We start from the raw sequence: 13029 nt of genomic DNA on the forward strand, positions 1-13029 counted from the left end.
CAATTGAACTTGTCTCTAACACAGCAGCACATCATGACTAATCCAGTAGAAAATGTGCTCGTGCTGTCGCAATCAGCTGCTTGCGGTTGGTTTGCCAACAGTTCATGCTGACGTTTGCTACTCTACGACCTTGGCGAGTAATTTTGCATTCAGCAAAGGTGTCTTGATGCAAACCTGCGCGTAAATAATCAATTGAAAAATCGACAATTTTAGGCACTTTCTTAGCTTGCATAAACACCATTAACTGCACAATAGCTGACATTTCCATAAACCCAGCAAGCACACCACCGTGAATAGCAGGTAATATAGGATTACCAATATTGTCATCTTTAGCGGGTAATTTAAATACCATTTCATCGCCAAAACGCGCCACAGACATACCTATAAATTGTGAGTAAGGTACTTTTTCAAGAAGATAACTATAATCATTTAACTCTATGGCCCGTTTGACCACATCTTGAACATCTAAACCCGTTTGCGTACTGATATTGCTTGGTTCACTCATGATTTCGTCTCCGGCAAATTACCCATTAATGCTTGCCGAAACGATTCACCAACCATTTCTGGGCTAATGCGCATAAACGATCCCACAGCGTGAGCAATAGGTTCATCAATACTGTCTTGGTAAGCTATCGCGCGGGTAAAAGCCACGCTTGGCGATAATCGATAGCATTCTGCAAACCCATAAACCGATTTATGCGGCTCAGCAGGTTTCATGTAATCGACCCGTAAATCCAGTGTCGGTGACAATTCTAACGATTGATATTTTTTTAATATTGCACATACCACTGCCGTGCCACAGGCGGTGTCTATTAGGGTGGTAATCACCCCGCCATGGATCACCCCGGTGTCAGGATAACCAATGATGTCTTGGCTGTAAGGTAACTCAATAAGCACGTGATGCTCACTGGCCTCTTGGACAGTAAGCCCTAAACGGCGGCATTGAGCTAACTGATTAACAAATCGACTGGCCACTTCGGTTAACGGAAAAAAATCGCTGTTGATTTTCATTAGTCACGACTCAGCATTGGGCCTAACGGCTTACCGCCCAAAAGATGTATATGGATATGATAAACCTCTTGGCCAGCGTGTTTATTACAATTCATAATTAATCGATAACCGTCTTGTGCAATACCGGCTTCATCAGCAAGTTTAGCCGCGACCGTCATCATCCGGCCTAATGCTTGTTCATCAGAGGCCTTAACGTCATTAGTCGTGGCGATTAGATGGTTAGGAATAATCAAAATATGGGTAGGAGCTTGCGGTGCAATATCCCTAAATGCAGTAACTAAATCATCTTGATATAAAATATCCGCTGGAATTTCACGACGAATAATTTTGCTAAATATGGTTTCTTCAGCCATTTTGGGGCCCTCATTAAATAACTGCATTGTTGCTTTTGATAATACTATCAATTCTTTGAACTATCACTCCAGTAAAACCGCTCATTATGGATAATCTTTTGCTCAAAATGGGATTCGTTTGCTTAACGTCGGCATTTTTGGCAGCATTGTCGATTATAGCTCAATCGTTTTGATTGTGACTCGCCTACTTATTCGGAATTCTTTATGCATTACCATATCCATGCGATCGATCCAAAAGCACACTTATTTGAAGTCACGTTAACTGTCTCTGAAGCATCTCCATCACAAGTTTTTTGTTTACCCGCTTGGCTACCCGGTAGCTACATGATCCGCGATTTTGCTAAAAACATAATTGACATTGATGCTAAAGAAAATCAACAACCGCTATCCGTTACTCAATTAGACAAACAAACCTGGCAGTTAAATAATCAGGGTAGCCATATTACCTTATGCTACCAAATTTATGCTTGGGACTTGTCTGTCCGCACTGCACATTTGGACACTAATCATGGCTTCTTCAATGGCAGTAGTGTGTTTTTAGCCGCCAAAGGGCTGGAATCTCAATCTCATAGAGTCACAATTGCAACACCAGCACTAGCTGAATTATCCCATTGGACCTTGGCCACCAGCATGACTCGAACCACTGGCGAGCAATTCGGCTTTGGTGATTTTAGCGCGGAAAACTATGACGACTTAATCGATCATCCGGTTGAAATGGGCGAGCTAACCATAGAGACATTTTATGTAGCCGGCGTGCCTCACGATATCGTATTAAGTGGTAAGCATAGAGCCAACATGGCTCGCTTAGCCAAAGACCTTAAAGCCATATGCGAATACCAAATCAATTTATTTGGCACGCCAGCTCCTTTTGAACGCTATGTATTTATGACCACTGTTTTAGACAATGGTTTTGGTGGCTTAGAGCATAAAGCCTCAACTGCACTAATGTGTTCACGTAATGATTTACCTCAGTCATTAGAAGCACCAGTCGATAAAGGTTACCGCACTTATTTGTCACTGTGCAGCCATGAATACTTTCACTCATGGAATGTGAAACGAATTAAACCGGCTGAATTTAGCCCATTTGATTTATCGCAAGAGTCTTACACAGAGCAACTATGGGCATATGAGGGGATTACTTCGTACTATGATGATTTAATTACCTTTAAATCTCAATGTATTGATCAAGCCGCTTACCTTACCTTGCTTAGCCAAATTATGACCCGAGTATATAGAGGTCAAGGTCGTTTTAAGCAAACCCTAAAACAGTCAAGTTTTAATGCTTGGACCAAGTTTTATAAGCAAGATGAAAATGCCGCTAATGCCATTGTCAGCTATTACACCAAAGGGGCACTATTTGGGTTATTTTTAGATTTAACCCTTCGCATTGAAACCCAGGGGCAAAAAAGTTTAGACGATGTTATGCGTCAGCTTTGGCAACAATACGGCTTAACCGGTGTCGGTACCGATCCGCTCAGCCATCAACGGATTGTTGAAACCATCCTAAAACGTCCATGTGATGATGTATTTGCTTACCTCAATAGCTGTGATGATATACCGCTTGAAGCCTTACTGGCTCAGGTTGGGGTGTCTATGACGCTTCGAGCAAGCGAAGGTAACACAGATTTAGGTGGCGGTGATGCTAAAGGCTTTAACATTGGCTTTGGTGCTAGAACAAAAACGGAATCATTGGGCTTAAAAGTGTTGAGCGTCATCCAACACAGTCCGGCCCATCAAGCGGGTCTTAGTGCGGGTGATTTATTAATTGCAGCAGATAATTTACAAGTTACAGCACAATTTGAACAGCAATTGCAAAGCTTGACTGTTGGTGAGCAAATCAGCCTACACTGGTTTAGACGTGATGAACTGATGCAAGGAACCTTGCCAATTAGTGAAGCCGCTTTAGATACTATTTCCCTTAGCATCAAAGATGCATCTAAAATATCATTGTGGCTTGGTTAATCACTCAAAAATAAAAAGAGGTATCTCTGAATACCTCTTTTTATCTTGTGTTTTTTCGCCATATGATGAACCGACAAGCAAGTGCTTATAACCTTACTTCATGCATGTGAGTTTGCGCCCAAGCAATTGCTTGGCCACGACTAGACACACCGATTTTTCTAAAGGCGCGATATAAATGCGTTTTGATGGTTGATTCACTTACAAATAATTGGTTAGCTATGTCTAAATTGGTACTGCCAGTTAGCAAAGTTTGTAGCACTTCACGTTCGCGGATTGTTAACTGCTCATTATCATCATGATTATCATCGTCCACCATTGAACGTAATAAATCCTGAGGTATGACTCTTCGACCTTTCATTATGTCATTTAAACCAATGCTAATTTCTGCAAGGCTGCTATCAGTATAAAACACCCCTATCGTTAAAGGATGAATAAGGAATCGGGTATCAAGCTGCTTAGGGAAATTGATAAACACAGTATGAATGGAGCAATATTCACGTTCAATCAGGCGTTGTAATTGATAGGCTTGTTGTAAATCGATGGTTGATAGGTCAAAAAAAACTATCACAATCGGTTCAACTGCTAACATTTTAGCCATATTGCTAGGCTGGGTTTTAGTTAATTTAACCAAAAACTCTTGTGGCCATCGGCAATCGAGCAAATCGACTAATAACTCAGACCTCGATACTATCATCCAATTTACGACTTTAAACATTTGATACACTCCATGTGATTAAATCAACAGCCTTCAATGCTAAACCTATATTCAAACAAGGTAATACTAACAACCATGGCCTCGTCTGCATATCAGTCAAAAGAATAATGAAAACAATCAAAAATAGACCTTAATACTAGTGCTTAGTACTGATTGGCGATTGATTATTGACGTTATCTCATTCTAGTTAACTTGATTGAAGAATGCCTAACTTTAAGCTAATAAAATAAAAATGACGTGACAGTTTTGAGCCATTATCTCCACTAGCCCAGTCAAATTGACACGGCTAAGTCATATAAAAACGTTATTGAGATTACTTATCTAGATGATGGTTAATGAGCAGAAAAGGTCTATGCCAGGACCACTTTTGATAAGCGTAACTTGATTGGATACTCTTTATTCAGTGACAAGAAGATATTTCTAGCAACAATAACACGGTAACATTCGTCTAATAGAAACAAAAATACCGACAAAATGTCGGTATTTTTTGCCATCAAAGATAGCTTATTTTGCTGTACGACCATCATCATGGCATGTATCACATGTTGGTTTATCACCTACTTTGGCTTCATGTGGTGCATGACAATCTGCGCACATTAAGACACCATCATGTGGTTTATGATTTTCGTCCATTTCGGCTAGTGTGCCATGACAACTTTGACATTGTTCAAATTCATAAGCACCATCAGCAGACGGTTCTTCATTAGCATGACAGTTTTCACAACCACCCATCTCAACGTGAAACTCTGCGAGCGTCTGATCAGCAGCAAATGATGCAGAAGACATCATCATTACCGCAAAACCAGCCGCAAACAATGTGCTTAGTAGTTTATTGTTCACTATTCATTCCTCCAATTTAGCGTATGCCCACATTCTTTTTATCTGACGCGGGTCATCACACTGCAGCACAACACTTTACTTATGGCTTACTCAACAACCTAGTTTATAAATGATTTACCAACGATTTATTAAACAACTTATAAAATAGTCTAAAATTGATGGGCAATATAAACTTAGTTAATCAATCCACTTTAAGCAAAATTAATTTAGATGGAATGATAATAGCAGCGTTAATACTTTGAATATGTGCGCTACATCATGTAACTCGATGGTTTTTATTCAATAAATTTACTAGCATTAAAAAGACGAACGCAGATAAATGACGATTTACTTATTTATCGTCAATAAAAAAGCCCCGATAAAAATCGGAGCTTTTTACTGTAATAGCACTTTATTACAACAAATTAAGAATACTAATCACGCGATTTTTCCAGACGAGCAAGTAAACTAGAGGTATCCCAGCGGTTACCTTTCATGGCCTGAACCTCTGAGTAAAACTGATCAACTAACGCAGCTACGGGTAAATGGCTGCCATTGCGACGAGCTTCATCGAGGGCAATGCCTAAATCTTTACGCATCCAATCAATAGCAAAACCAAAATCGTATTTACCTTGCCACATGGTTTGATAGCGGTTTTCCATCTGCCAACTTTGCGCTGCACCTTTGCTGATGACCTCAATCACTTTCAAGCCATCTAAACCGGCACTTTTAGCAAAATGAAGTCCTTCCGCTAAACCTTGCACCACACCAGCAATACAGATTTGGTTAACCATTTTGGTTAATTGTCCCGCACCGACAGGCCCCAATAGCTCAGCGCAACGACTATACGCTTCAATAACAGGCTTAACTGTATCAAAATGCGCTTGCTCGCCACCCATCATTACCGTTAATACACCATTCTCGGCACCCGCTTGACCACCAGAAACAGGCGCATCTAAAAAAGCGATACTTAGCGGCTCAATATATGCAGCAATTTCACGGGCAACATCGGCAGAAGCCGTAGTATGGTCAACTAAAATGGCCCCCGCATGCATGCCATGAACGACACCATGTTCACCTAAGACGACCTGGCGTAAGTCATCATCATTACCCACACAGGTAAAAACAATATCTTGACCTTTAGCTGCATCTTTTGGCGTATCTGCAGCCTTACCACCATGCTGTTCAACCCATTGTTGAGCTTTACTGGCAGTGCGGTTGTACACAGTAACATCATGCCCTTGCTTAACTAAATGTCCCGCCATAGGGTATCCCATAACGCCTAAACCAATAAATGCTACTTTGGCCATATCATCCTCTTTATTTAAACAACTGAAGGTTTAACGTGGGCTTCCATTTCAGCCCCAATACGTTTACGCATATCCATTAATCGCATAGCACTATCACGCAAACGAATATCATCAGCGGTAGTGGGGATCCATTCTGGAACTGAGATAGGATTACCGTCATCATCTACAGCAACCATAATGACAATACAATGGGTGGTTAAATGACGTTCTGACTCTTTAGGGTCACCGGCTTTAACGTCAATAGCGATATGCATCGAAGTAGTACCGGTATAAATCACTTTACCAGTCACTTCAACAATATTACCTACGTGAATAGGTTTAACAAAGCGAATACCACCAGCGTAAACCGTAATACAGTATTTACCACTCCATCCTGCGGCTGCGGCATAAGCGGCTAAATCGATCCATTTCATAACCGCACCGCCGTGCACCTTTCCACCAAAATTGACATCTGCAGGCTCAGCCAAAAAACGTAGTGTAAGTTGTCTATCTTTACCGGCCATAAAACCTCCTGATGATCGCAAGATGTACCTATAAATAACGATACACTTTGTGTTATTACAAAAAAAGCGCCAGAGGCGCTTTTTTTAGCTTAACGAAACTAATCGATTTTTTTGAATAATAAAGAACCATTGGTGCCGCCGAAACCAAATGAGTTACATAAAGCATAATCAAATTGATGGCGACGAGATGTATGGGCAACAAAATCTAAGTCGCAACCTTCATCTGGATTGTCTAAATTAATCGTTGGTGGAACATGTTGATCGCGCAGCGCAAGCAAAGTGAAAATGGCCTCTACCGCCCCCGCGGCACCTAATAAATGTCCGGTCATTGATTTAGTCGAACTCACCAGCACCTCATAAGCATAAGGGCCAAATACCGACTTTACAGCTGCAGCTTCAGCTTTATCACCCGCATTGGTAGATGTGCCATGGGCATTAATATAGCCCACTTGCTCTTTTTCAATTTGAGCATCATTAATGGCATTAACCATTGCCGCCGCAGCACCCGCACCATCACTAGGTGGCGATGTCATGTGGAATGCATCACCACTCATACCAAAACCAACTAACTCGCCGTAAATTTTAGCTCCGCGGGCTTTAGCTCGTTCATATTCTTCCATCACAATGACACCGGCACCATCACCAATAACAAAGCCGTCACGGTCTTTGTCCCAAGGACGACTGGCTGCTTTGGGATCGTCATTACGAGTAGACAATGCTTTAGCTGCACTAAAACCTGCAACACCTAATGGACTAGTCACATCTTCAGCGCCACCGGCAACCATTACATCGGCATCACCATAAGCAATAGTACGTGCGGCAAAACCGATATTGTGTACACCCGTAGTACAAGCCGTTGTCACTGCAAAGTTAGGACCTGTCATGCCATACATAATCGACAAATGACCCGCTATCATGTTGATAATGGTACTAGGGACAAAAAATGGTGACACTTTGCGCGGTCCGCCATTGAGCAAAGCCGAATGACCTTGTTCAATTAACCACATGCCGCCCATACCTGCACCAATCGCGGTACCGATTCGAGCGGGATTCTCTTGGCTCATATCGAGGCCAGAATCTTGCACCGCTTGAATACCCGCAGCCATACCGTACTGGATAAATAAATCCATTTTACGGGCATCTTTTTTGGTTAAGTATTTTTCGATATCAAAATCTTTGACTGAGCCGCTAAAACGAGTGCTATATTCACTCGCATCAAACTTAATAATAGGAGCAATACCACTGTGACCAGCCAATAAGGCATTCCAAGAAGATTCGACATCATTACCCACAGGAGTCACAAGACCGAGACCTGTGATGACGACACGACGTTTAGACATGATATTCACCTTTAAATAAAATCTGCCACGATGCCATTATTGCGATAAAGCTAAAGAGATATAAGGAAGGGTGTTCTAGTGCAATTAAATGGAACGAGCGTTTACAAATGCTTTAAACAAAAACAGGCGGCATAAATGCCGCCTGTTTTTGTGAATTCTTGATTACTGATTCTTAGAAACGTAATCGATCGCTGCTTGAACAGTAGTGATCTTTTCAGCTTCTTCGTCAGGGATCTCGGTATCAAACTCTTCTTCTAGAGCCATAACCAATTCAACAGTGTCTAGAGAATCAGCGCCTAAATCGTCTACAAAAGAAGCAGCTGATTTAACGTCTTCTTCTTTAACGCCAAGTTGCTCGATGATGATTTTCTTTACACGTTCTTCGATGTTGCTCATTAGTTTTCTTTCCTATTCAAATTACGCACTTGCGTAAGATTGCGAGTAGTTTATTCGAATTAGATAACAATGCAAGCTTAGATTTTGTGGTCTAACCACAAAAAATGACATTGAATTATCACTAACACTGACTCAAATGAAGGTAGTTACCTACCTATCGCTCTTAAACCATGTACATGCCGCCATTCACATGCAATGTTTCGCCTGTGATGTAAGCGGCTGAATCCGAGGCCAAAAACAATACTGCATTGGCAATTTCTTGTGCTTGCCCTAATCGTTCCATCGGAACTTGCGACATGATAGCTTGTTGCTGCTCTACTGTCAGCTCATCTGTCATATCTGTCTGAATAAATCCAGGTGCAATAGCATTCACTGTTATTTGACGAGATGCAACCTCTCTTGCAAGAGATTTTGTAAATCCAATCAAACCCGCTTTAGCCGCCGAGTAATTAACTTGGCCAGCATTACCCATTGTACCCACAACTGATCCAATGCTGATTATACGTCCGAAACGTTTTTTCATCATAGATCGCATTACTGGTTTAGACAATTTAAATAATGATGTCAAATTGGTGTCAATGATATCTTGCCACTCATCATCTTTCATTCGCATCAGTAAATTATCACGAGTAATGCCTGCGTTGTTAATAAGAATATCAACTTCACCGGCTTTTTCTTTGATCTGGCTATATAAATCAGCCACTGACTGGCTATCAGTGACATTTAACACCATCCCGAAGCCTTTGTCACCTAGGTAAGCTTGAATCGCCGCTGCACCTTTTTCACTGGTTGCTGTGCCAATAACCATGGCACCCGCTTGTACTAACGACTCTGCAATTGCGCGGCCAATACCACGGCTAGCACCTGTGACTAATGCAACCTTACCGTCTAAATTAATGCTAAAGCTCATATCAACTCCTTTATTCGACTAATGCTGCGAATGAAGCAACATCATTAACCGCTTGAGCGGATATCGATTTATTAATTCTTTTTGTTAAACCGGTTAATACTTTACCAGGTCCACACTCTACTAATTTTGTAACACCTTGTGTCGCCATAAACTCAACAGTTTCGCTCCACCGTACCGGGCAATACAATTGGCGCACTAACGCATCTTTAATTGCTTGAGCGTCGGTTGGCATTGCCACATCAACGTTATTGATTACCTTGATGTTAGGCTCAGAAAACGTCATCTCAATTAAGGCTTTAGCTAATTCATCGGCTGCAGGCTTCATTAATGCACAATGGGACGGAACGCTAACAGGTAGCGCGACTGCCATTTTAGCACCTGCAGCTTTACACGCAGCGGCTGCGCGCTCTACAGCGGCTTTTTCACCCGCTATAACAACTTGCCCTGGACTATTGTAATTCACAGGACTCACTACATCACCTTGCGCAGATTCCGCACATGCAGTGGCAATAGCCTCATCAGCAAGTCCAATAATGGCAAACATAGCTCCAGAACCCGCAGGTACAGCTTGTTGCATTAATTTCCCGCGTAGCTCAACCAATTTAACAGCATCGGTAAATTCAATCACCCCGGCACATACTAAAGCAGAATATTCTCCAAGACTATGGCCTGCAAGTATTGAAGGCATAGGCTTGTTAGACGCTAGATATGCCCGCCAAATAGCGACACTTGCGGTGAGTAATGCAGGCTGAGTTTTATCGGTTTCATTTAAGGTTTCAGCAGGGCCATTGGCAACAAGATCCCATAAATCATAACCTAAAGCATCACTCGCCTCGGCAAAGGTTTGGCCAATAATGGCATGAGTTTGAGCCAATTCAGCTAACATCCCTACGGCCTGAGAACCTTGACCAGGGAATACAAAAGCAACATTTTCCATAAACGGTTACCTGTATAAAAATAATTTGAAAATTAAAAACGAATTAATGCACTGCCCCAAGCGAAACCGCCACCGAAGGCTTCAAGCAATAGTAATTGCCCACGCTGAATTCGGCCATCACGAACGGCTTCATCTAATGCAATTGGTACGGAAGCGGCTGAGGTATTACCATGCCTAGCTAAGGTAAGCACCACTTTATCTAAGCTCATGTTCAATTTTTTTGCTGTGGCATTGATAATGCGAAAGTTAGCTTGATGTGGTACTAACCAGTCAATTTCAGATTTATCGACATTATTAAGGCGCAGGGTTTCGGTGACGACATTCGATAACTGTGTCACGGCCACTTTAAAGACATCGTTGCCTTTCATCGTCATAAAACCGACCGCTGTAGAACTTTCATTGGCGCGAGGCGGGAAAGAACATTTTAATAAGTCCCCTTGGCTACCATCGGCATAAATATGGGTTGCAATTATACCTGGGGTATCACTGACACCAATAATCGCAGCGCCAGCGCCATCACCAAACAAAATCACCGTGGAGCGATCAGAAGGATCACACATCCGCGACAATACATCTGAACCAATGACTAATACTTTTTTAGCAGAACCATTTTTAACAAATTGATCTGCAACGGATAAGGCATAAATAAAACCAGAACATGCTGCTGCAATATCAAAGGCAGGAATATTTTTGACGCCTAATAAGGCTTGAATTTCGCATGCTGCTGCAGGAAATGCGTTTGATGCACTTGTGGTTCCGCAAACAATCATATCAAGATCACTGGCTTCTATCCCAGCCATTTCAAGCGCTTTTAATGCCGCTTGATAACCCATTGTTGAAACCGATTCGTCTGTTGCAGCAATACGCCGCTCAGAGATACCGGTTCGATCAACAATCCATTGGTCACTGGTTTCAACCATTTTTTCAAGATCTTGATTGCTACGAACTTGCACAGGTAGATAGCTACCTGTTCCGAGAATTTTTGTGTGCATATATGAGATCAGCTATTGATGTCTAAAAGAATCGACTCCAAACGATCTTTAATCATTTCAGGAAGACGACGTTTTGCTTCTGTTGCTGCTAAATTTAATGCTTGTAAAAATGCAGCTTCATCCGCGTTACCATGACTCTTTACTACTATTCCGCGCAATCCTATCAGACTTGCACCGTTATAGTGGTCGGGGTTCATCTTACTGAGTACTGCTTGTATGCGAGGAGCGATGAGTTTGGAGAGTAAACGCACAAAAAAACCATCATTTAAGCCGCGTTTTAATTGATGAACTAATAGCTTGGCAATGCCCTCTGAGGTTTTTAAGGTGATGTTGCCGACAAATCCGTCACAAACGATCACATCAACATTACCGGTATAAATTTCATCGCCTTCTACAAAACCAATATAATTAATTTGGTCCGTATGTTGAAGAATTTGGCCAGCCTGTTGGACTTGGTCATTCCCTTTAATCGCTTCAATACCAACGTTCAATAATGCCACTTTCGGCCGGGACTTTTTATGAACAGCTTCACACAATACCGACCCCATAATAGCAAACTGAAATAAAGTCTCGGAATCGCAAGAAACATTGGCGCCTAAATCCAGCAGATAAACAGGCTTGCCTGTCATAGCTGGTAAACAAGATACCAATGCTGGTCTATCAATGCCTGGTAAGGTTTTTAATAATACCTTAGCCATCGCCATCAACGCCCCCGTGTTACCCGCGCTAACGCAGGCAGCTGCTTTTCCATCGCGCACAAGTTCAATAGCAATTTTCATTGAGCTATTTTTACGTGAACGCAAAGCATGAATGGGCCTATCACACATAGTGACAGCTTCAGTGGTATGAATTATTTCAATGCGGGATAAAGTTGTTGGATCAGCTTGAGGGATATATTTTTCTATTTCGGTTTGATTGCCAACCAAAATAATTTTTAGGGATGTATTAAATTTCAATGCCTGCAAGGCTGCAGGCACTGTCACGTGGGGACCGTGATCGCCCCCCATCGCATCTAACGCAAGCGTCAGATTTGTCATTCAATTAGCAACAAATTACTTGTTGATAACCTTTTTACCGCGGTAAAAACCATCGGCAGTCACGTTGTGACGTAGATGTAATTCACCACTAGTTGCGTCTACTGACAATTGAGCAGTGCTCAATGAATCATGTGAACGACGCATTCCGCGCTTTGAACGTGATTTTTTATTCTGTTGTACAGCCATTGGACCTGTCTCCTACGATTACTTGCTCTTCAGTTTTTCTAACACTGCAAACGGATTTGGACGCTCCTCATGAGCGGGTTCGATCTCGCCTACAACTATATCTTTCGACCCAGACTTACAATTATTATCATCGTGCATCGGGATGATAGGCATAGCGACTATCAATTCATCTTCAATCAATTGATGCAGACGTACTTCACCAATCTCATTACACTCAATTGGGTCATACGCATCCGGGAGCTCATCGATTTCTGCCTCAGTCTTACAAGGACTAAAACAAAAGTCGACCGTAACCTCAGTAGTAAATTGTGTCATGCAACGTTGACATAGCAGAGTGAGCTCCGTCACAGCCTTCCCGCGAAGGTAGACTATCCCCTGTAAATCGACGCCACATTCCAACGACACAACTACGTCGGAACAGTCGCCGGCACATAACTCGCTTAATCGCTTTAGTTGCTTGCCTAAAATGATACCTTCATAACGAAGGCCGCTAGAGGCAGCGCGTATAGGATCAATTGAAACCGGTATCTTTACTGTTTGCATAAGGCGCGCATATTA

Annotated in this window: 16 protein-coding genes; 1 reads left to right on the plus strand and 15 read right to left on the minus strand. The window is 42.1% G+C overall.

Annotated features, from left to right (window positions below; translation table 11 throughout):
* Window positions 1-37 precede the first annotated feature (37 nt).
* Genes GW828_RS01985 through hinT form a run of 3 tightly spaced genes read right to left on the minus strand, consistent with a single transcriptional unit; the run spans window position 38 to window position 1364 of the window.
* Complete coding sequence (locus tag GW828_RS01985; protein ID WP_124015745.1) at window positions 38-505, minus strand: PaaI family thioesterase; 468 nt, start codon at window positions 503-505, stop codon at window positions 38-40.
* Complete coding sequence (locus GW828_RS01990; RefSeq protein WP_124015744.1) at window positions 502-1011, minus strand: PaaI family thioesterase; 510 nt, start codon at window positions 1009-1011, stop codon at window positions 502-504. The genes GW828_RS01985 and GW828_RS01990 overlap by 4 nt, the downstream gene beginning before the upstream one ends.
* Window positions 1011-1364, minus strand: a complete 354-nt coding sequence (gene hinT / locus GW828_RS01995) for a purine nucleoside phosphoramidase (protein WP_124015743.1) — start codon at window positions 1362-1364, stop codon at window positions 1011-1013. The genes GW828_RS01990 and hinT overlap by 1 nt, the downstream gene beginning before the upstream one ends.
* Before the next feature lie 204 nt (window positions 1365-1568).
* Between hinT and GW828_RS02000 the strand changes: the two genes are divergently transcribed.
* Entirely contained in the window at window positions 1569-3326 is a 1758-nt protein-coding gene (locus tag GW828_RS02000) for a M61 family metallopeptidase (RefSeq protein ID WP_273056958.1), read from the plus strand.
* 85 nt (window positions 3327-3411) lie between these two features.
* On the opposite strand, the gene GW828_RS02005 is transcribed toward GW828_RS02000, so the two are convergent.
* The 12 genes from GW828_RS02005 to yceD all read right to left on the minus strand — a co-directional run bounded on the left by GW828_RS02005 (window position 3412) and on the right by yceD (window position 13014).
* Window positions 3412-4041, minus strand: a complete 630-nt coding sequence (locus GW828_RS02005; RefSeq protein WP_124015741.1) for a LuxR C-terminal-related transcriptional regulator — start codon at window positions 4039-4041, stop codon at window positions 3412-3414.
* Between the two features lie 504 nt (window positions 4042-4545).
* Window positions 4546-4881 (minus strand): tetraheme c-type cytochrome CctA, encoded by a 336-nt coding sequence (gene cctA / locus GW828_RS02010; RefSeq protein WP_273056956.1) that lies wholly within the window; start codon window positions 4879-4881, stop codon window positions 4546-4548.
* 413 nt (window positions 4882-5294) lie between these two features.
* Entirely contained in the window at window positions 5295-6170 is an 876-nt protein-coding gene (locus tag GW828_RS02015; RefSeq protein ID WP_182722256.1) for an NAD(P)-dependent oxidoreductase, read from the minus strand.
* A gap of 14 nt (window positions 6171-6184) precedes the next feature.
* On the minus strand, window positions 6185-6673 hold the full coding sequence (locus GW828_RS02020) for an acyl-CoA thioesterase (RefSeq protein WP_124015738.1): 489 nt from the start codon (window positions 6671-6673) through the stop codon (window positions 6185-6187).
* A gap of 98 nt (window positions 6674-6771) precedes the next feature.
* Window positions 6772-8013 carry a beta-ketoacyl-ACP synthase II gene (fabF, locus tag GW828_RS02025; protein ID WP_273056953.1) on the minus strand — a complete coding sequence of 414 codons (1242 nt, stop codon included), beginning with the start codon at window positions 8011-8013 and terminating at the stop codon, window positions 6772-6774.
* A 162-nt stretch (window positions 8014-8175) separates the two neighbouring features.
* Window positions 8176-8409 (minus strand): acyl carrier protein, encoded by a 234-nt coding sequence (acpP, locus tag GW828_RS02030; RefSeq protein WP_011496723.1) that lies wholly within the window; start codon window positions 8407-8409, stop codon window positions 8176-8178.
* 163 nt (window positions 8410-8572) lie between these two features.
* Window positions 8573-9319, minus strand: coding sequence for a 3-oxoacyl-ACP reductase FabG (fabG, locus tag GW828_RS02035; protein WP_011636971.1), 747 nt, complete (start codon window positions 9317-9319; stop codon window positions 8573-8575).
* A 10-nt stretch (window positions 9320-9329) separates the two neighbouring features.
* Window positions 9330-10256 carry an ACP S-malonyltransferase gene (gene fabD / locus GW828_RS02040; RefSeq protein WP_273056927.1) on the minus strand — a complete coding sequence of 309 codons (927 nt, stop codon included), beginning with the start codon at window positions 10254-10256 and terminating at the stop codon, window positions 9330-9332.
* Between the two features lie 32 nt (window positions 10257-10288).
* Window positions 10289-11248: a beta-ketoacyl-ACP synthase III gene (locus GW828_RS02045; RefSeq protein WP_124015735.1), complete on the minus strand. Its 960-nt coding sequence runs from the start codon at window positions 11246-11248 to the stop codon at window positions 10289-10291.
* An 8-nt stretch (window positions 11249-11256) separates the two neighbouring features.
* Entirely contained in the window at window positions 11257-12285 is a 1029-nt protein-coding gene (gene plsX / locus GW828_RS02050) for a phosphate acyltransferase PlsX (protein ID WP_182696938.1), read from the minus strand.
* Window positions 12286-12300: 15 nt separating this feature from the next.
* Window positions 12301-12471, minus strand: a complete 171-nt coding sequence (gene rpmF / locus GW828_RS02055) for a 50S ribosomal protein L32 (protein ID WP_011636967.1) — start codon at window positions 12469-12471, stop codon at window positions 12301-12303.
* Between the two features lie 18 nt (window positions 12472-12489).
* A complete protein-coding gene (gene yceD / locus GW828_RS02060) occupies window positions 12490-13014 on the minus strand; it encodes a 23S rRNA accumulation protein YceD (RefSeq protein WP_124015733.1) in 525 nt (174 codons plus the stop codon).
* Window positions 13015-13029 lie beyond the last annotated feature (15 nt).

Origin of the sequence: Shewanella vesiculosa (assembly GCF_009994065.1) — a bacterium.
Classification (GTDB): domain Bacteria; phylum Pseudomonadota; class Gammaproteobacteria; order Enterobacterales; family Shewanellaceae; genus Shewanella; species Shewanella vesiculosa.

Excerpts from the sequence above, each read along its gene's own strand:
- GW828_RS01985 (WP_124015745.1), bottom strand. The coding sequence starts at position 505 with ATGAGTGAACCAAGCAATATCAGTACGCAAACGGGTTTAGATGTTCAA.
- GW828_RS01990 (WP_124015744.1), bottom strand. The coding sequence starts at position 1,011 with ATGAAAATCAACAGCGATTTTTTTCCGTTAACCGAAGTGGCCAGTCGA.
- hinT (WP_124015743.1), bottom strand. The coding sequence starts at position 1,364 with ATGGCTGAAGAAACCATATTTAGCAAAATTATTCGTCGTGAAATTCCA.
- GW828_RS02000 (WP_273056958.1), top strand. The coding sequence starts at position 1,569 with ATGCATTACCATATCCATGCGATCGATCCAAAAGCACACTTATTTGAA.
- GW828_RS02005 (WP_124015741.1), bottom strand. The coding sequence starts at position 4,041 with ATGTTTAAAGTCGTAAATTGGATGATAGTATCGAGGTCTGAGTTATTA.
- GW828_RS02015 (WP_182722256.1), bottom strand. The coding sequence starts at position 6,170 with ATGGCCAAAGTAGCATTTATTGGTTTAGGCGTTATGGGATACCCTATG.
- GW828_RS02020 (WP_124015738.1), bottom strand. The coding sequence starts at position 6,673 with ATGGCCGGTAAAGATAGACAACTTACACTACGTTTTTTGGCTGAGCCT.
- fabF (WP_273056953.1), bottom strand. The coding sequence starts at position 8,013 with ATGTCTAAACGTCGTGTCGTCATCACAGGTCTCGGTCTTGTGACTCCT.
- acpP (WP_011496723.1), bottom strand. The coding sequence starts at position 8,409 with ATGAGCAACATCGAAGAACGTGTAAAGAAAATCATCATCGAGCAACTT.
- fabG (WP_011636971.1), bottom strand. The coding sequence starts at position 9,319 with ATGAGCTTTAGCATTAATTTAGACGGTAAGGTTGCATTAGTCACAGGT.
- fabD (WP_273056927.1), bottom strand. The coding sequence starts at position 10,256 with ATGGAAAATGTTGCTTTTGTATTCCCTGGTCAAGGTTCTCAGGCCGTA.
- GW828_RS02045 (WP_124015735.1), bottom strand. The coding sequence starts at position 11,248 with ATGCACACAAAAATTCTCGGAACAGGTAGCTATCTACCTGTGCAAGTT.
- plsX (WP_182696938.1), bottom strand. The coding sequence starts at position 12,285 with ATGACAAATCTGACGCTTGCGTTAGATGCGATGGGGGGCGATCACGGT.
- rpmF (WP_011636967.1), bottom strand. The coding sequence starts at position 12,471 with ATGGCTGTACAACAGAATAAAAAATCACGTTCAAAGCGCGGAATGCGT.
- yceD (WP_124015733.1), bottom strand. The coding sequence starts at position 13,014 with ATGCAAACAGTAAAGATACCGGTTTCAATTGATCCTATACGCGCTGCC.